This is a genomic window from Streptomyces sp. NBC_00090 (assembly GCF_045160815.1).
Taxonomy (GTDB): domain Bacteria; phylum Actinomycetota; class Actinomycetes; order Streptomycetales; family Streptomycetaceae; genus Streptomyces.
The window spans coordinates 8425430-8442184 of sequence record NZ_CP108224.1 but is presented as its reverse complement, the minus strand read 5'-3'; the positions used below and the strand labels follow the sequence as shown (position 1 = coordinate 8442184).

13 protein-coding genes are annotated in these 16755 nt (G+C 72.6%); 5 read left to right on the top strand and 8 right to left on the bottom strand.

All coding sequences use genetic code 11. From position 1 onward, the window contains the following. Positions 1 to 37 precede the first annotated feature (37 nt). The 5 genes from OG361_RS37485 to OG361_RS37465 all read right to left on the bottom strand — a co-directional run bounded on the left by OG361_RS37485 (position 38) and on the right by OG361_RS37465 (position 7174). Positions 38 to 1009 carry an ABC transporter substrate-binding protein gene (locus OG361_RS37485; RefSeq protein WP_405860859.1) on the bottom strand — a complete coding sequence of 324 codons (972 nt, stop codon included), beginning with the start codon at positions 1007 to 1009 and terminating at the stop codon, positions 38 to 40. Between the two features lies 1 nt (position 1010). After that, the gene (locus OG361_RS37480) at positions 1011 to 2996 is read right to left on the bottom strand and encodes an ABC transporter permease (RefSeq protein ID WP_405860857.1); all 1986 of its coding nucleotides are present in this window, start codon (positions 2994 to 2996) and stop codon (positions 1011 to 1013) included. Positions 2997 to 3066: 70 nt separating this feature from the next. Beyond that, complete coding sequence (locus tag OG361_RS37475) at positions 3067 to 4146, bottom strand: glycine betaine/L-proline ABC transporter ATP-binding protein (protein WP_405860855.1); 1080 nt, start codon at positions 4144 to 4146, stop codon at positions 3067 to 3069. Next, the gene (locus OG361_RS37470; protein ID WP_405860853.1) at positions 4143 to 5669 is read right to left on the bottom strand and encodes a GMC family oxidoreductase; all 1527 of its coding nucleotides are present in this window, start codon (positions 5667 to 5669) and stop codon (positions 4143 to 4145) included. Before OG361_RS37470 ends, OG361_RS37475 begins: the two co-directional genes overlap by 4 nt. Continuing rightward, positions 5666 to 7174: an aldehyde dehydrogenase family protein gene (locus tag OG361_RS37465; RefSeq protein ID WP_405860851.1), complete on the bottom strand. Its 1509-nt coding sequence runs from the start codon at positions 7172 to 7174 to the stop codon at positions 5666 to 5668. Before OG361_RS37465 ends, OG361_RS37470 begins: the two co-directional genes overlap by 4 nt. Positions 7175 to 7613: 439 nt before the next feature. Here OG361_RS37465 and OG361_RS37460 point away from each other — a divergent pair, with 439 nt between their 5' ends. From OG361_RS37460 to OG361_RS37440, 5 genes are all read left to right on the top strand, one after another. Next, complete coding sequence (locus tag OG361_RS37460) at positions 7614 to 8099, top strand: hypothetical protein (protein WP_405860849.1); 486 nt, start codon at positions 7614 to 7616, stop codon at positions 8097 to 8099. 185 nt (positions 8100 to 8284) lie between these two features. Beyond that, on the top strand, positions 8285 to 11911 hold the full coding sequence (locus OG361_RS37455; protein ID WP_405860847.1) for an NACHT domain-containing protein: 3627 nt from the start codon (positions 8285 to 8287) through the stop codon (positions 11909 to 11911). A 164-nt stretch (positions 11912 to 12075) separates the two neighbouring features. Then, complete coding sequence (locus OG361_RS37450) at positions 12076 to 13587, top strand: FAD-dependent oxidoreductase (RefSeq protein ID WP_405860845.1); 1512 nt, start codon at positions 12076 to 12078, stop codon at positions 13585 to 13587. Beyond that, positions 13584 to 13835 carry a DUF6400 family protein gene (locus tag OG361_RS37445; RefSeq protein WP_384573341.1) on the top strand — a complete coding sequence of 84 codons (252 nt, stop codon included), beginning with the start codon at positions 13584 to 13586 and terminating at the stop codon, positions 13833 to 13835. Before OG361_RS37450 ends, OG361_RS37445 begins: the two co-directional genes overlap by 4 nt. Then, complete coding sequence (locus OG361_RS37440; protein ID WP_405860843.1) at positions 13819 to 14046, top strand: hypothetical protein; 228 nt, start codon at positions 13819 to 13821, stop codon at positions 14044 to 14046. Before OG361_RS37445 ends, OG361_RS37440 begins: the two co-directional genes overlap by 17 nt. Positions 14047 to 14126: 80 nt before the next feature. Here OG361_RS37440 and hypE read toward each other — a convergent pair whose 3' ends face one another. From hypE to OG361_RS37425, 3 genes are read right to left on the bottom strand one after another with little or no spacing between them, the layout of a single operon-like run. Further along, a complete protein-coding gene (gene hypE, locus OG361_RS37435) occupies positions 14127 to 15167 on the bottom strand; it encodes a hydrogenase expression/formation protein HypE (protein ID WP_405862644.1) in 1041 nt (346 codons plus the stop codon). A gap of 31 nt (positions 15168 to 15198) precedes the next feature. Further along, on the bottom strand, positions 15199 to 16389 hold the full coding sequence (gene hypD, locus OG361_RS37430; protein WP_405860842.1) for a hydrogenase formation protein HypD: 1191 nt from the start codon (positions 16387 to 16389) through the stop codon (positions 15199 to 15201). After that, on the bottom strand, positions 16386 to 16706 hold the full coding sequence (locus OG361_RS37425) for a HypC/HybG/HupF family hydrogenase formation chaperone (protein ID WP_405860840.1): 321 nt from the start codon (positions 16704 to 16706) through the stop codon (positions 16386 to 16388). The genes hypD and OG361_RS37425 overlap by 4 nt, the downstream gene beginning before the upstream one ends. Positions 16707 to 16755 lie beyond the last annotated feature (49 nt).

Genomic DNA, 16755 nt, shown 5'->3' with positions numbered 1-16755 from the left:
GCGGACCGGCGCTCACGCCGAGTCCGCCGCACACGCGTCAGGACGGGAGCCACGCCCGCCAGGTGGCTTCGTTCTCCTTCACCCAGCGGCCGGCCGCCTCCTGGGGCGACAGCTTCTGCTCCGCGATCATCAGGGCGACGTCGTTCTGCATCCCGGTCGTCCACCGGAACTTCTTCAGGAAGGCGGCGGCGTCACCTCCGCCGTCCGCGAAGCGGGCGTTGAGGAACTTCTGCAGGGGCGTGTGCGGGTACGCGCATGCCACCTTCTCCGGGTCGGCGTCGCAGCCCTCCTTGTAGGCGGGCAGCTTCACCTCCGTCATCGGGACCTTCTCGAACAGCCACTGGGGCTTGTACCAGTAGCTCAGGAACGGCTTCTCCTCCTTGGCGAACTGCTCGATCTGGGTGATCTGCGCCGCCTCCGAACCCGCGAACACGACCTGGTAGTCGAGGTCCAGGTTGTTCACGAGCGCCTTGTCGTTCGTGACGTAGGACGGGGAGCCGTCCAGCAACTGGCCCTTGCCGCCGCTCTCCGCGGTACGGAACTCGTCGGCGTACTTGTTCAGGTTCTTCCAGTCGGTGACGTCCGGGTGCTTCTCGGCGAAGTACGTCGGCACGTACCAGCCGATGTGGCCGGTCACCCCGAGGTCGCCGCCCCGCTCGATCGTCCCCTTGTCGTCGATGTACCGCTTCTCCTGCTCCGGGTGGCCCCAGTCCTCCAGGATGGCGTCCACCCGGCCCTGGCTGAGCGCGTCCCAGGCCGGGATCTCGTCGATCTGGACGGTGTCCACCCGGTAGTCGAGCTCGTGCTCGAGGAGGTACTGCGCGACGGCGACGTTGGCCTGCGCGCCCACCCACGACTGTACGGACAGGGTCACCGTGCGGGAGCCCTTCGCGTCGGCGTACGGGGAGGCCTGGCGGGTCATGTCGGCGGCGCCGCAGCCGGTGAGGGCCGTTAGTGCGACGGTGGCCGCGAGTGCGGAGCCGCTGAGTGCGAAGCGTGTGCGAGCCATCTCAGGCCCCCTTTCCGGCGAGGACGCGGCGTTCCGTCGGCTGGGTGACGCGGTCGAGCGTCAGGCCGAGGCATACGATCGCGGCACCGGCGACCAGACCGGTCGCCAGGTCGCCCTGGGCGAGGCCGAAGACCGCGTCGTAACCGAGCGCGCCGCCGCCCACGAGGCCGCCGATGACGACGACGGCGAGGACGAGCACCACACCCTGGTTGACGGCCAGCAACAGCGCGGGCCATGCCAGCGGCAGCTGGACCTGGAAGAGCTGCTGCCGCCCTGTCGCGCCGAGGGAGCGTGAGGACTCCAGAGCCGCCGGGTCCACCGCGCGCACCCCCTGGGCCGTGATCCGTACCACCGCGGGCAGCGCGTAGACCACGGCGGCCGCGACGGCCGGGGCGCGGCCCACGCCGAACAGGGCGACCACGGGGATCAGGTACACGAACTGCGGCATCGTCTGGAAGACGTCGAGCACCGGACGCAGCGCGCGCCCGAGGCGGGCGCTGCGGGCCGATGCGACCCCGAGGGCGAAGCCGAGCGACAGCGTCACGGCGACGGCGGCCAGCACCTGGGAGAGCGTGTCGAGCGCCGGGTCCCAGACGCCGAGCACGCCGATCGCGGCCATCGCGAGGACGGCGGTCGTGGCGGTGCGCCAGGTTCCGATGAGCAGGGCGAGCGCGCCGACGGTCAGGAGGACGGCCCACCAGGGCAGCCACTGCAGGCCGTCGCGCAGGGGGTTGAGGACCCATGTGGTGAACCGCGCCGCCCAGTCGGCGGTGCCGCCGACGAGGGGCACTCCGGAGTAGAGGTGGGCGGTCATCCAGTCGACCGCCCCGTTGACGGGTTCGGCGATGTCCACCGTCCACCCGTCGGGCCAGGAGAGCCGGTCGGACAGCCGGCCCGCCACGGCGACGGCGGCGGTCACCCCGAGGGCGACGGCCCAGCCGAGTCCGGCCCGGCGGGCCGGGGCCGCGCCGATCCGCTCCCCCGCCGCGGCGGTGACCCGGTCCAGGACGACGGCGAGCAGCACGATCGGCACACCGGCGGCGAGCGCGGCACCGACGTCGACGGAGGCCAGCGCCTGGTAGACGCGGTCGCCGAGGCCGCCCGCGCCGATGACGGACGCGATCACGGCCATGCCGAGCGCCATCATGATCGACTGGTTGACGCCGAGCAGGAGCTCCTTGCGGGCCAGCGGCAGCCGGGCCGTCAGCAGCCGCTGCCTGCCGGTGGCGCCGAGGGAGGCGACGGCCTCCATGACGCCGGCGTCCGCGCCGCGCAGCCCGAGCGCGGTGAGACGGGCCATGGGCGGGGCGGCGTAGACGACGGTCGCGAGCACGGCCGCGGGCACGCCGATGCCGAAGACCAGGACGACGGGCAGGAGGTACGCGAAGGCCGGCAGCACCTGCATGGTGTCCAGGACCGGGCGCAGGACCCGGTGCATCCGGTCGGACAGGCCGGCTGCCAGCCCGAGAAGACCACCGAGCAGCACGGACGCCGCGACGGCGATCACCATCAGGGCGAGCGTCTGCATGGTGGGCACCCACATGCCGAGCAGTCCGCACACGGCGAAGGCGGCGGCGGAGGTCAGCGCGAGCCGGACGCCCGCGACACGCCAGGCCACGAGGCCGGCGGCCGCTGTGACACCGGCCCAGCCGACGGCGAGGAGCACGAGGTAGACCGCGCGGACGGAGACGACCACGACGTTGCTGACGTGCCCGAGGAAGTGGAGGAACAGCGGGTGGCCGTCGCGGTTGTCGATGATCCAGTCGCTGGTGCGGTCGAGCGGACCGGACAGATCGACGGCGAGCGACGCCGGCCAGCTGCCGCCGCCCAGGAACAAGGCACCGAGGACGAGCGCGGCGGCCGTGCCGGCGCCGATCAGCCGGCCGCGGTGGCGTGCGAGCGCACGCCGCGCACCGGGCCCGGTGCCGGTGTCGGTGCCGGCGGCGGTCGTACGGCCGGGAGGAGCAGGGGTGATCGTGGCGGTCATCGGCCCCACCGCCCCGGGGCTGCGGCGCCGGTCGTGCCGCCCGGCGGCGGCCAGGTCGTATGGGAGTACATCAGGCCACCGCCTTCCCCGTCGCGGACGGGACGGCCGGGAGGCCGGCGACGACACCGAGGAGTCCCGCGTGGTCGACCACGCCGAGGCACCGGCCGTCCTCGACGACCCGCACGTTCTCGCCGGTACGGGCGACCGCGTCGATGGCCTCGTGGACGGTGGCGCTCGGGGCGAGCGCGGGGCCTGCCGCGTGCTCGTCGGCGAGCGCGGGGCGCATCGCCGAGCGGACGGTCAGTACCTGTTCGCGCGGCACGTCCCGGACGAAGTCCCGGACGTATTCGTCGGCGGGGGCGCCCACGATCTCCTCGGGCGTGCCGAGCTGCACGATGCGGCCGTCGCGCATGAGCGCGATCCTGTCGCCGAGCTTCAGCGCCTCGCTCAGGTCGTGCGTGATGAAGACCATGGTGCGTCCCTCCTCCCGGTGCAGGCGGACGACCTCCTCCTGCATGTCCCGGCGGATGAGCGGGTCCAGCGCGCTGAACGGCTCGTCGAACAGCAGGACTTCGGGGTCCACGGCGAGCGCTCGGGCCAGTCCGACCCGCTGCTGCTGGCCGCCGGACAACTGGGCCGGCCTGCGGTGTTCCATGCCGTCGAGGCCGACTTTGGTGACGAACTCCCCCGCCCGCTCACGCCGTTCGCCACGCCCCACGCCCTGGATCTCCAGACCGTAGGCGATGTTGTCGAGCACGGTCCGGTGCGGCAGCAGCCCGAAGTGCTGGAAGACCATCGCCGCCCGGTGCCGGCGCAGCTCGCGGAGCCGGCCGGTGTCCATGGACAGCACGTCCTCGCCGTCGATGGTGATCGTGCCCGAGGTCGGCTCGATGAGCCGGGTGAGGCAGCGTACGAGCGTCGACTTTCCCGAGCCGGACAGGCCCATGACGACGAAGACCTCGCCCTTGCGGACGTCGAAGGAGACGTCACGGACGGCCGCGGTGCAGCCGGTGCGCTCGCGCAGTTCGGCGGCGTCGAGGGTTCCGAGCTCCGGGTCGGCGGGCACGCGCTCGGCCTTCGGGCCGAAGACCTTCCAGAGCTCGCGTACGGAGAAGACGGATTCGGCGGTGTCCTGCAGCAGTTCGTTCATCGTCGGGTGCCTCCCAGCAGGTCCACGCATTTCTCGCCGACCATGAGCACGCCGATCATCGGGTTGACGGCGGTCATGGTCGGGAAGACGGACGCGTCGGCGATCCGGATGCCGTCGAGGCCCCGGATCCTCAGATCGGGCGCGACGACGGCGAGTTCGTCGTCGACGGCCCCCATCCGGCAGGTCCCGGCCGGGTGGTAGACGGTGTGCGCGACGTGGCGGGCGTACGCGCTGAGCTCCTCGTCGGAGGTGACCTCCGGCCCCGGGCACACTTCGCGCTTCAGCCAGCCGGCCAGTGGTTCGCTCGCCGCTATCCGCCGGGCGATGCGGATCCCGTCGACGAGGGTCCGGCCGTCGTAGTCGTCCTCGTCGGTGAAGTACCGGAAGTCGAGCGCGGGCTTGACCTCGGGGTCGGCGCTCGTCAGGTAGAGCCGGCCGCGGCTGCGCGGCTTGGGGATGTTCGGGGTCATCGACACGCCGTGCGCGGGCCGTTCGTAGCCCAGGCGCTCGGGGTTGTCGGTGAAGGGGATCTGGTAGAAGTGGAGCATCAGGTCCGGCCCCTCGGCCTCCGGGTCCCGGCGGACGAACAGCCCGGCGTCGGAGTCCATCGCCGAGTTCTCCGGGATCGGGCCGTGCGTCTCCCACACGATGACCGACTCGGGATGGTCGAGCAGGTTCTCCCCGACTCCCGGCAGGTCGTGCACGACGGGGATGCCGAGCTTCTCCAGGTCGGCACGCGGCCCGATGCCGGAGTGCAGCAGCAGTCGCGGGGTGTCGACCGCTCCGGCGCACACCAGGACCTCGCGGCGGGCGCGTACGACGTGCTCCGTGCCCTCCTTGGTACGGATGTGCACGCCGGTGGCGCGGGTGCCCTCAAGGTCCAGGCGGAACGCCCAGGTCTCCAGGGCGATGTGCAGGTTCGGCCGGTCCAGGAACGGGTGCAGATAGGCGACGGAGGCGGACGACCGCTTGTTGTTCTCCGGGTGGTAGGCGAGGTCGAAGAACCCGACGCCTTCGTGGAAGGGGCTTCTGTTGAAGCCCTCGACGCGTGGCACGCCGAGCGCGGTCTGCGCCGCGTCGACGAAGTCGCGGGCGATCGCGTTCCGGTCGGCCTCGCCGACGGGGACGATGTTGTTGCGCAGCCGGGCGAAGTAGGGGTCCATGGCTGCCGCGTCCCAGCCCTCGGCACCGGCTTCGGCCCACTCGTCCCAGTCGGAGGGAAGGGGCTTGAACGCGATGAGGGTGTTGTGCGAGGAACAGCCGCCCAGCACCCGGGCCCGGCTGTGGCGGATGTGCGAGTTGCCCCGGGGCTGCTCGGTGGTGGGGTAGTCGTAGTCCAGTTCACCGCCGAGGAGGCCCATCCAGCGGCGCAGGGTGAGGACGTCGTCGCGGCCGACGTCACTGGGGCCGCCCTCGATGACGGCGACGCTGACGTCCGGGTCCTCGGTCAGCCGGGAGGCGATCACCGAACCCGCGGTGCCGCCGCCGACCACGACGTAGTCGTACACGTGCCGGTCGTTCATGCCTTGTCCTTCTCCGTGCTGCCCGCGAACCAGCGCACGGGGCGCGGAGCGAGGTTCTGGTAGACGTGCTTGGCCTCGCGGTACTCGGCGAGACCGGTGGGGCCCAGTTCGCGGCCGATGCCGGACTTTCCGAAGCCGCCCCACTCCGCCTGCGGCAGGTAGGGGTGGAAGTCGTTGATCCAGACGGTGCCGTGACGCAGCCGGGCCGCGACCCGCCGGGCACGGTCCTCGTCGGAGGTCCACACCGCTCCGGCGAGGCCGTACTCGGTGTCGTTGGCGAGGGTGACGGCCTGCTCCTCGGTGCGGAAGGTCTCCACGGTGAGGACGGGGCCGAAGATCTCTTCGCGGACGACCCGCATGCGGCGGTGGCACCGGTCCAGGACCGTGGGCCGGTAGAAGTAGCCGGGGCCTGCCGGCTTCTCGCCGCCCGCGCGCAGGACCGCGCCCTCGCCGAGGGCGGAGGCCACGTACTCCTCGGTCCGTGCGAGCTGGGCCGCGGAGACGAGCGGGCCGCACTCGACGCCCTCGTCGGTGCCGCGTCCCAGCCGGATCAGTGCGGCCCGGCGGGCGAGTTCGGCGACGAAACGCTCGCTCAGCGACTCCTCGACGATGAGGCGGGATCCTGCGGAGCAGACCTGGCCGCTGTGGATGAAGGCGGCGTTGAGTGCCTGGTCGACGGCGGTGTCGAACCCCTCGGGCGTCGAACAGGCGTCGGCGAAGACGACGTTGGGGTTCTTGCCGCCCAGTTCGAGGGCGACCTTCTTCACGCTGTCGGCAGCCGCCCTGGCGACCTTCGTGCCGCTGACGAGACCGCCCGTGAACGAGACGAGGTCGATGTCGGGGTGCTCGGCGAGCCGGGCGCCGACGGTGTCGCCGGGGCCGGTGACGATGTTGGCCGCGCCGAGCGGCAGCCCGGCCTCCATGAGCAGTTCGACCAGGACGACGGTGGTCAGCGGGGTGATCTCGCTGGGCTTGACCACGAAGGTGTTGCCGGCGGCGAGGGCGGGCGCGATCTTCCAACTCGCCTGGAGCAGCGGATAGTTCCACGGGGTGATCAGGGCGCAGACGCCGACCGGCTCGTGGACGACGACACTGCGGATCTCCTCCGAACCGGCGTCGACGGCCCGTTCGCCGCTCTCCTTCTCCACGAGGTCGGCGAAGTAGAGGAAGGCGTCGCGGACGCAGTCGACGTCGACGCGGCCCTCCTCCAGCGTCTTTCCCGCGTCCTGGCTCTCCAGGGCACCGATCCGCTCGCGGTCACGCTCCAGCAGGGCGGCGACCCGTCGCAGCAGGGCGGCCCGCTCGGCGACCGGTGTTCGCGGCCAGGCGCCGTCGTCGAACGCGGCTCGCGCCGCGGCCACGGCCTCGTCGGTGTCCCGGACACCGCCCTCCGCCACGACCGCGAAGGCGGTCGCGTCGACGGGATCGATGATCTCGCGCGTGGCGCCGGAGAGGGCTGCGCGCCACTCTCCGCCGACATGGATGGTCTGTTGTACTGCGGTCACGTCGTGCACGGCCCTTCGTTCCTTTGAGTCCCCCTGCCGGCAGTACCGGCGGTTCGGCCGCCTGCCCTGGGTCCCGGGATCCATGCGCAATGCCTGGCGGAGAGTGTTCCGCCTCACGCGCACAGGCATGACAAACAGGCAGATATAGAACATGTCGCGGAGGTGGGGCACAGGTGCTGATGCTGCGGAGACGCCCGGGGCAGCACTGGGTGCCCGCCGTACTCGGGGCGGTGACGCCCGGTAACGGGGTGCCCACGGATACGGGCGGCAACGCCCGGTCACGGGGCCACCGGCTCGGGGCGGTGACGCCCGGAGCGGCCCGGCCGGTCGTCGTCGCGTGCCCGCCGAGGGCCGCAAGTGACGCCATACGGCCTGCGGGTGCGCTGAGTTACGCGTTACGGTACGGGTCGGGACGGCCGCACGGGGAGGGCGAACGGGGATGTTGGAGCAGGCATTGATGGCACTTGCCGGTGCGGGCGGGGTCGCTGTGGTGCAGGCCGCCGGCACGGATGCGTGGGCCGGACTGCGGCAGGCGGTGGCGCAGTGGTTCGGCCGAGGTGACGAACAACTCGAGCAGGCAGAACTGGAACGGCTGGACCGTACCGCCGCGGAGCTCGCGGCCGCGCAGGACGACGGCGAGGCGAACGCGGAACTCGCGCGCGCCCGGCACGACGCGGTGTGGCAGTCCCGCATCGAGGACCGGCTCGGGGGGCTGTCGGAGGAAGAGCGGAACGATGCGGCAGACGCGCTGCGCGACCTGCTGCGGCGGCACGCTCCGAGCGGCGGCGTCGCCGGGGGCACGGGCGGGATCGCCGTACAGGGGGATCTCCGGATCCAGGCGGACCGGGGATCGGTCGCGTTCGGCGTCGCTCACGGGGATGTGACCATCTCCGGCCCTCCGACGCCGGATCCGACCCAGGGCTGAACGGACCGGCTGACACAAGCCCACCGCGCGCTGCCGACCACGGTGTCACCAGCGGCCGCGGAGACCCCGGCGACGGTGACACCGGCCACGGTGACGACACCGGCGACGGCGGCGCCATCCCGTCCCGCGCCGCCGACCGCGACGCGGGCCGCCAGGGCGTCACCGTCCGTGCCGACCACGGCAGCGTGGCCTTCGGCATCGCCGAGCGGGTGAACCTCCACGTGCCTCAGGCGGACGGGGACGGACCCGACCTCGTGGTGCACGCCTACCGGACCGGCGACATCATCTATCAGCAGGCCCGCCCGCCCCTCTCGGAGCGGGCCGCGCCCGCGATCGCCGTCCTCATGGGCGTCGCGCTCGCCGTCGGCCTGGCCTGGGAGGGCGTGCAGCTGGGCTCGCAGACCGCGGACCGGTGGGCTGCCGCCGCATGTCTCGTCCTGGGTGCCGTGGTCGGCGTCGTCCTCAGGCCGGGCCGCGGACGGCGCCGACCCCAGCCCCTGTCGGCCAGAGCGCTGCGCAGGGCGACCTCGTCGCTGGCGCGCGCCCTCGCCGAACAGTACGCACGGGAGGAGTCCGGCGCCCGACTGCACGACCCCGGCCCGCTGCCGGTCCGCTGGTCGGCCGCCCCGCGCGGCGTCGGCGACCACGCCGTGAACCTCGCGGGCGCCGGGGAGGCTCCGCCCCGACTCGACGGCTCCTTCTCCGGCATCGTCCAGACGTACGAGGGCCTGCGGCACGGCCGTCTCGTGATCCTCGGTGAGGCGGGTGCCGGAAAGTCGGTACTCGTCCTCCACCTGGCCAACGGTCTGCTGACACGGCGTTCGGACGGCGATCCGGTGCCTGTCGTGATCCCGATCTCGTCCTGGGACCCCCGGGGCGGAACGCCGCTGTGGTGGTGGGCGGCGGGCCGGCTGGCCGAGGCGCACTCCGGGATCCTGGCCGGGGACGGCGCCGGCGCCTCGGCCCGGAGTACGGCCCACCGCCTCATCACGTCCGGGCGTGTCCTCCCCATCCTGGACGGCTTCGACGAACTCCCCGTCGCCACGCGCGCGAAGGCCCTCGCCGAGCTGTGCGGCAGCCTGCTGCCCGACGGCCGCTTCGTCCTGACCAGCCGCACCGCCGCGTTCACCGATGCGATGGAGGCCGCGGATCTCCGCCTGCCCAGGACGGCGGCCGTCCGACTTCAGCCACTGGAAGTGGCCGACCTGCGCGCCTACCTGCCACGCACCAGTCGTGAACAGGACGACGCCACCACGAAGTGGGACCGGCTCCTGGACCGACTGGCAGCCCTCGACACGCCCCCCGGCCGCCCGGGCCCTGCCGGTGACCGTGACCGTCTCGGTGAGGGTGCGGGAGAGGGAGAGGGTGACGGCGTCGCGGCTGAGAACCTGCGCGATGTCCTGCGCACCCCGCTGATGGTCTCCCTGGCCCGCGCCGTGTACAGCGACACCACCGCCCACCCCGACGACCTGCTCAATCGGCGCGATCTCACCACCCGGGACGCGGTGGAGCGGCATCTGCTGAACTCCTTCGTCGATGCCGCCTACCAGTCGGACCCGGCAGGGATACCGGGTCGTCGCGACGGGTGGACGTCCGACCGCGCCCGCCGGTACCTCGCCTGGCTCGCCCGCGAGCCGGGCCAGGACATCGCCTGGTGGCGCCTCGAAGTACAGGTGCCCTGGGCGTTCCGCACGCTGCTCGTCTCCCTCCCCCTGGCACTGCTCGTCGGGGCGGCGGTCGCCGTGACGTCCCTGCCCGCGCCCGGACAGCCGACCGTCCCCGGCCTCGGACTCCGGACGGGCCTCCTCGCCTTGATCGGGGCGGTGTGCGCCGGCGCGCTCGACTGGATCGCCGCGCACCAGAGCCTCGCCCGTCCCCCGCAGCGCCTGCACTCACCCCGCGACGCCGTGCTCCACGCCCTGCGACGCCGGCCGGTGGAGGCCGTGGTCTCCGTCCTGCTTCCGGCGGGTGCGCTCGCCGTCTGGACCTGGGCCGTCCTCTCCGGCAACGGCGTCGCCATACTCTTCGCCGCCTTCCTGCTGCCCATCCCGCTCGCGACGATCAACCGGACACTCGCGATCGTCCGCCGGCCGGCCGACCTCCGGGCGAGCGACCCCGTCACCCTGCTGCGCGAGGACCGTCGCGCGGCACTGGCCCTGGTCCCCTTCGCGCTTCCGCCCGCGCCCTCCTTCCTGCTCGCGCACAAGGTGGTGCTCGTCCCGGTCGTCGGCACCATCCTGATCTGGGCCTGGGGACGCGGAGAGGACGCCGTCACCCCCTGGCGCTGGACGGCCGTGTGCTGTGCGCTGGCCCTGTGGTGGGGTCTGTGGAACTGCGCCATGTCGGCATGGGGCCGCTACACGGTGGCGCGCTGGTGGCTCGCCTCGACAGGACGCCTTCCCCTCCGGCTCACCGGGTTCCTCGCGGACGCGCACCGGCGCGGCGTACTGCGGCAGACCGGCGGCGTCCACCGGTTCCGGCACATCGAACTGCAGCGCTGCCTCGCCGCGGGAGCGGGCCCGGAGAACCCGGAGAACCCGGGTCGCGGACGCCGTACGGGCCGGGCACAGCGCCTGCGCGCCGGAGCACTTCCCCTCCTGGCGGGCGTGACCGCCGTGGTCACCCTGGCCGGCTCGATCTTCACCGCGCCCGGGGCCATGGGACCGCTGCACACCCTCGCCCCGGCCTGTGACCTGCTCCCGCTGCGGTCCGTACGCCCCCTCATGGAGCACCCGGCGGTGGGCGGGCCGCCGCGCATCGACATCTTCTCCGACGCCCTGGGCTTCCTGAAGAAAGGCTTCCGTCAACCGCGCCGCGCCGATCCCCGTGCGCACGCGCGCAGCTCCTGCGTGATGACGGAACAGTCCGCGCTACGGCCGGACAGCGAAGTCACGTTGACCGTGGCCCTCGCCGCCGGCGCGGGAACGGTCGACAGCGCGGAGCGCGGACGGTACGAGGTGGACCACCCGGGGCTCCTCGAAACCCAGGTGCGGAGTTCGGGTAACGACTGGTCTCTCACCGCCGGTACGGAGCGGGCGTCGTCCCCCGACTCCCGATCGCTCCGCGCCGACCGGCACATCCCCGTCGGCTGGGCCCGCGGTCGCATCGCGAACGCGCTGGTGGCCGTGGACGTGGCGCTGGAGTTCGGCACCGAGCCGCAGGCCCTGCGGGCCGCGGAGACGCTCGTACGCGAGGTCCTCGATCGCATCCGACGCACCTACGACCTCCCCGCCGGGCCGGTCCCTGAGGGGCAACCCCTCACTCGCGTCCCGCACAGCCGGATCTCCGACGACTCGCGCTTCGGGGTCTTCGACGAGAAGCGCACGGCGCGGCTCGCGGGCGCGGTCTGGGAGAAGAGCGAACCCGCACGTGTCGAGACGCTCGGCGGGCTGGCGGCGATGAGAGTGCCACGCGAAGCGGAGTGCGACGCCCCGGACGGTACACGGAACGCCGGTGCCGACGGAGGGCTCACCTGCACGGCGGACCACGGCCCCGCGGCCGGCTTCCGCATGGACCTCCTCTTCAGCAACTGTGGCGCCTCCTGCTCGGCCTCCGAACGGCGGGCCTTCGCCGAGCCGCGCCCAGGGAGACCCCTCGCCGACTGGGAGCACCGCGGCACCGTCGCCCATGACCGCTCCCCGGGCTCCGTCCACCTCTACTGGACCGTCAGGGCGACGTACCAGCAGGGCAAGAACAAGCCCCTGCCGATCGAGGTGCTCCTCTGGCTGGACGTCAGCTCCCCACCCCCGCACCAGGACCTCGCCGACAAGATCCTCAACGACCTCTGGGCCCAGTCGGCGAGCCGCGGCTGATCCCGGCGTGCCACCGGGCCGCCGACGTTCGCCTCGGCGGCGCGTCACCAGGGGTGGTCTCGCCGCGGATGCGGCGGTCCGGGCCGGACACGCCCTCCCTACAGTTGCGGAGTCAGGGCTCTGCGGCTGCGCAGGGCGCTCGGACCGAGGGGAAGTGGTGTTCCATGCCGAAGCGTCACGCGGTGGTGGCCGGGGCCGGAATCGGCGGCCTCACGGCCGCCCTCGCACTGCACCGTCGCGGCTGGCAGGTCACTGTCTGCGAACGCGCCCCCGAACCTCCCACCACCGGCGCCGGGATCGGCCTCGCCCCCAACGCCCTGCGCGCGCTCGACGCCATCGGCTCCGACGCAGCCCACGCCGTCGGCAGCGCCGTGCCCGCGACGATGGGCGTACGCCGCTCCGACGGCCAGTGGCTCACCCGGGTCGACACCGCGGACATGGCGGCCCGCTACGGGGTGCCCCCGATCGCCGTTCCCCGCCCGGCCTTCACCGCGGCCCTGGCCGCCGCCCTGCCGCCGGAGGCCGTTCGCTACGGCACCGCCGTCACCGGTGTCGACGACGACGGGGGCCGCCCGACCGTCCGTACGGCAGTGGGACTGGACCTGCCCGCGGATCTGGTCGTCGCCGCCGACGGAATCCACAGCCCTCTGCGCCGGGCCCACTTCCCCGCCCACCCGGGGCTGCACTACCTCGGCGAGACCGCCTGGCGCACCATCGTGGACGCCCCGGACCTTCGGATACCGGCCATGAGTGAGACCTGGGGCCGTGGCGAGCGGTTCGGTGTGACCCCGCTCTCCGACGGCCGGTTCTACCTCTACGCCACCGCGGTCGCCCCGGCCGGCACCCGGTCGGCCGACCCCCGCGCCGAACTCCACCACCGCTTCGGCTCGTGGCACGACCCGATTCCGGCCCTGCTGGACCGCGTCCGCCGCCTCGACCGCGCCGACCTCCTCCAGAACGACCTCTACGACCTGGCCGCCCCGCTCCCCCGGCTGCACCACGGCCGGATCGCCTGGCTCGGCGACGCCGCCCACGCCATGGCCCCGAACCTCGGCCAGGGTGGCTGTCAGGCCATCGAGGACGCGGTGGTCCTCGCCCACCTGCTTCCCGCCGGAGACGGCGCGGACAGCACCGACTCCGTCCCGGCCGCCCTCACCGCCTACACCGCGGCCCGCCGACCGCACCGACGCCGTACGCGTCCGCGCCCGCCGGGTCGGCCGCTTGGGCGCACTGCGTCACCCGCTCACGGCGGCCACCCGCGACCTCGCGGTCCGTGCCACCCCCGCGCGCCTGGCCCTGCGCGGCATGGACGACCTCTTCAACGGCTTCCGCCTCCCCGGGTAGCGGCGACCCGCGGACTTCCGTCGTCGAAGCCGAGGCGAGCACGGCGAGGCCTCGGTCGCCGCGGCAGGTTTCAGCCACCCTTCCCCTCGCATGGCATGCGTCACAACCGGCACCCCGCCGATGATCCTCTCCATGTGATCCAGGAGATCAGGGACGGCCAGTATGAGGCGTTTCAGCAGAGTTTCGCCGCCCTTTTTCTCCCTATATCTAGATGTTCGTCAGACCACGGGAGCTCCAGGTCCCAGAATTCGTCGCCCCCCTTCCCCGCCCCACGACGCCTCTGGTACAGGTGGCTGAAACCATTTGCTTCCTCGAAGGCACCCCCCCCATGAACCTGGACTCCGATCCCGACCACCTCAGCTTCACCATCGACCTCACCGCCGAGGAAGCCAGGCGGCGTGCCGAGGTCATGGCGGCGCTCGGTCCCGAGTGGGATCCCCTAGCGGTCCTGCGTGCCGAGGAGGCCGCGCACGCGCTGCTGTACTCGGGCCTGGACGCCGAGCAGCAGCGGATCCACGCGATGCTGGTGGCGGCAGGTGTGCTGCCCGGTGAGGAGCCCGGTCGTGCGACTGCCCATTGATCCCCAGGCCGACCGGTCCCGCCGGGCCTGGGTCGCCTGCCCCGGGTGCGACGACGCACGCGGCTGTGCGACCTGCGAGCAGCGCCGCAACTGTCCGGAGCACTGGCGCTACCTGATCGCCAACAAGGGACCCCGGGTGCACCTGCAGTGCCCGAACTGCACGCACACCTGGACCCTCGACACCACCCGCAGCCGCAGCACCCGCGACTGAGGCTCGGGACCGTCCGCGGCGGCGGTCCACGCGCGGCCCGGCCTCGGCACCGCCCGCGGACCGCGTCCCCGCGGCTCGGCTCAGCAGATCCGCGGCAGCTGCTCGCCGATCGGCATGTCCACCACCCGCGTGCCGCCGAGCCCGGTACGGGCGACGACCAGGCCCGGATGCGCCTCGACCGTCTCCCCGATCACCGTCGCCCCGGCACCCAGCGGGTGCGCGCGCATGGCGGCGACCACGGCGTCGGCCCGCTCACGGGGGACAAAGGCGACCAGCTTGCCCTCGTTCGCCACGTACATCGGATCGAGGCCCAGCAGCGCGCAGGCGCTCGCCACGGGGTCGGGCACGGGGACCGCCCGCTCCTGGATGACGACGCCCGTGCCGGACGCGGTGGCGATCTCGTTGAGCGAGGCGGCCAGGCCTCCCCGGGTGGGGTCGCGCAGCACGTGCAGGTCGGGCGTCACCTCGAGCATGGCCCCGACCAGTCCGCCGAGTGCCGCGCAGTCGCTTTCGATCTCGACGCCGAACTCCAGGCCTTCGCGCACGCTCATGATCGCGACTCCGTGGAGGCCGATCGGTCCGCTGACGATCACGACGTCGCCGGGAACGACCCGCTGCGGGCGCAGGTCCACGCCGTCGGGGATCAGGCCGATCCCCGAGGTGTTGATGTAGACGCCGTCCCCGTGGCCGGTCTCCACGACCTTGGTGTCGCCGGTGACCACCTGGACGCCGGCCGCCCGTGCGGCGGCGCCGAGTGCGTTCGCCACTCGGGCGACGACGTCGGTCTCCACGCCTTCCTCGAGGATGAAGCCGCAGGAGAGGTACGAGGCCCGGGCTCCGCTCATCGCGAGGTCGTTCACGGTTCCGTTGACGGCCAGGTCGCCGATGCTTCCGCCGGGGAAGAACAGCGGGCGCACCACGAAGGAGTCGGTGGAGAAGGCCAGTCGGGCGCCGCCGAGTTCGACCGCGGCCGCGTCCGTCGTGTCCGAGAGCGCCGGTCCGCCGAAGGCGGGAGCGAAGATCTGCTCCACCAGTTCGGCGGAGAGCGCGCCGCCTCCGCCGTGGCCCATCACGATCCGGGACTGGTCGCGCAGGGGTGCGGGGCAGGTCCAGGCGGCCATGTCCGGCGTCTGTTCCGACGCGGTGGTGGTGTCAGGCAACGGAACTCCCCTCCAGGGACGAGGCGTTCGAGGGATCGGCGGTCGCGGACCGTACCGCCGTGCCATCCGCCCGCGGCTTTCCCCTCGCCGTGCCGAGGTCGAGCCGGCGGTAGAGGTAGTAGGCGGCGCAGGCGCCCTCGCTCGAGACCATCGTGGCGCCCAGCGGAGAGCGGGGGGTGCACGTCGTGCCGAAGGCCTCGCACTCGTGGGGTTTCAGCAGCCCCTGCAGGACCTCGCCGCTGCGGCATTCGGCCGGTTCGCGGGTGTCGATGCCCTCGACGGAGAAGCGGATCTCGGCGTCGTAGTCGCGGTAGCGTTCCGACAGCCGCCAGCCGCTGTTCGGGATGACACCGATGCCGCGCCATGCCCGGTCGGTGACTTCGAAGACGTCGTCCAGCATCGCCCGGGCGGCCGCGTTGCCTTCGTCGAGCACGGCACGCTGATAGGCGTTCTCGACGGTGTGCTCCCCCCGTTCCAGCTGGAGTACGGTCCTCCGTACGCCTTCGAGGATGTCCAGGGGCTCGAACCCGGTGACCACGATCGGCACCCGATGGCGTGCCGCGAGTGCGGGGTACTCCTCGGTGCCCATGACGCTGCACACATGGCCGGCGGCGAGGAAGCCCTGGACGCGGCAGTCCGGGGAGCGCATGATCGCCTCGATCGCGGGGGGCACGCGGACGTGGGAGACCAGCAGGCTGAAGTTGCGGATGCCGAGCTTGCGCGCCTGGTGGACCGTCATCGCGTTGGGCGGCGCCGTGGTCTCGAAGCCGATGCCGAAGAACACCACCTCGCGGTCCGGGTTCTGCTCGGCGATCCGCAGCGCGTCGAGCGGTGAGTAGACGACCCTGACGTCGCCTCCGTGTCCGCGTACCTGGAAGAGGTCCCGGCCGGTGCCGGGAACCCTCAGCATGTCCCCGAAGGAACAGAAGATCACGCCGGGGCGGGAGGCGATCTCCAGGGCCTTGTCGATGACCTCCAACGGGGTCACGCACACGGGGCAGCCGGGCCCGTGGATCAACTCCACCTCGGACGGCAGGAGTTGGTCGATACCGTGCCGGATGATGCTGTGGGTCTGCCCACCGCAGACCTCCATCAGCGCCCAGGGCCGGGTCACGGTCGCGTGGATCTCGTCGAGCAGGCGCCGGGCCAGCTCGGGGTCCTGGAACTCGTCGATGTACTTCACCGCTGCACCTCTCCCGCGACGTCCTCGTCCGCCGGCCGTTCGCTTCCCGTCACCTCGGCGGCCGACTCCCACGGGTCGCCGAACTCCTCCTGGAGCATGCCGAGGGTCTCGAACAGCTCCAGCGTCCTCCTGGCCGACTCCTCGTCCAGGCGTTGCAGGGCGAACCCGACGTGGACGATGGCGTACTCGCCGACCTTCAGGTCCGGCAGATACTCCAGGCAGACCTCCTTGACCACGCCGCCGAAGTCGACCGTGGCCATCCGGGTGCCGTCCCGGTCCTCGACGTCGAGCACCCTTCCGGGTACCGCCAAGCACATGTGCGTCTCCTCGCTGTCGCTGTCGGTGTCCCGCGTCGCTGTCGCTGCC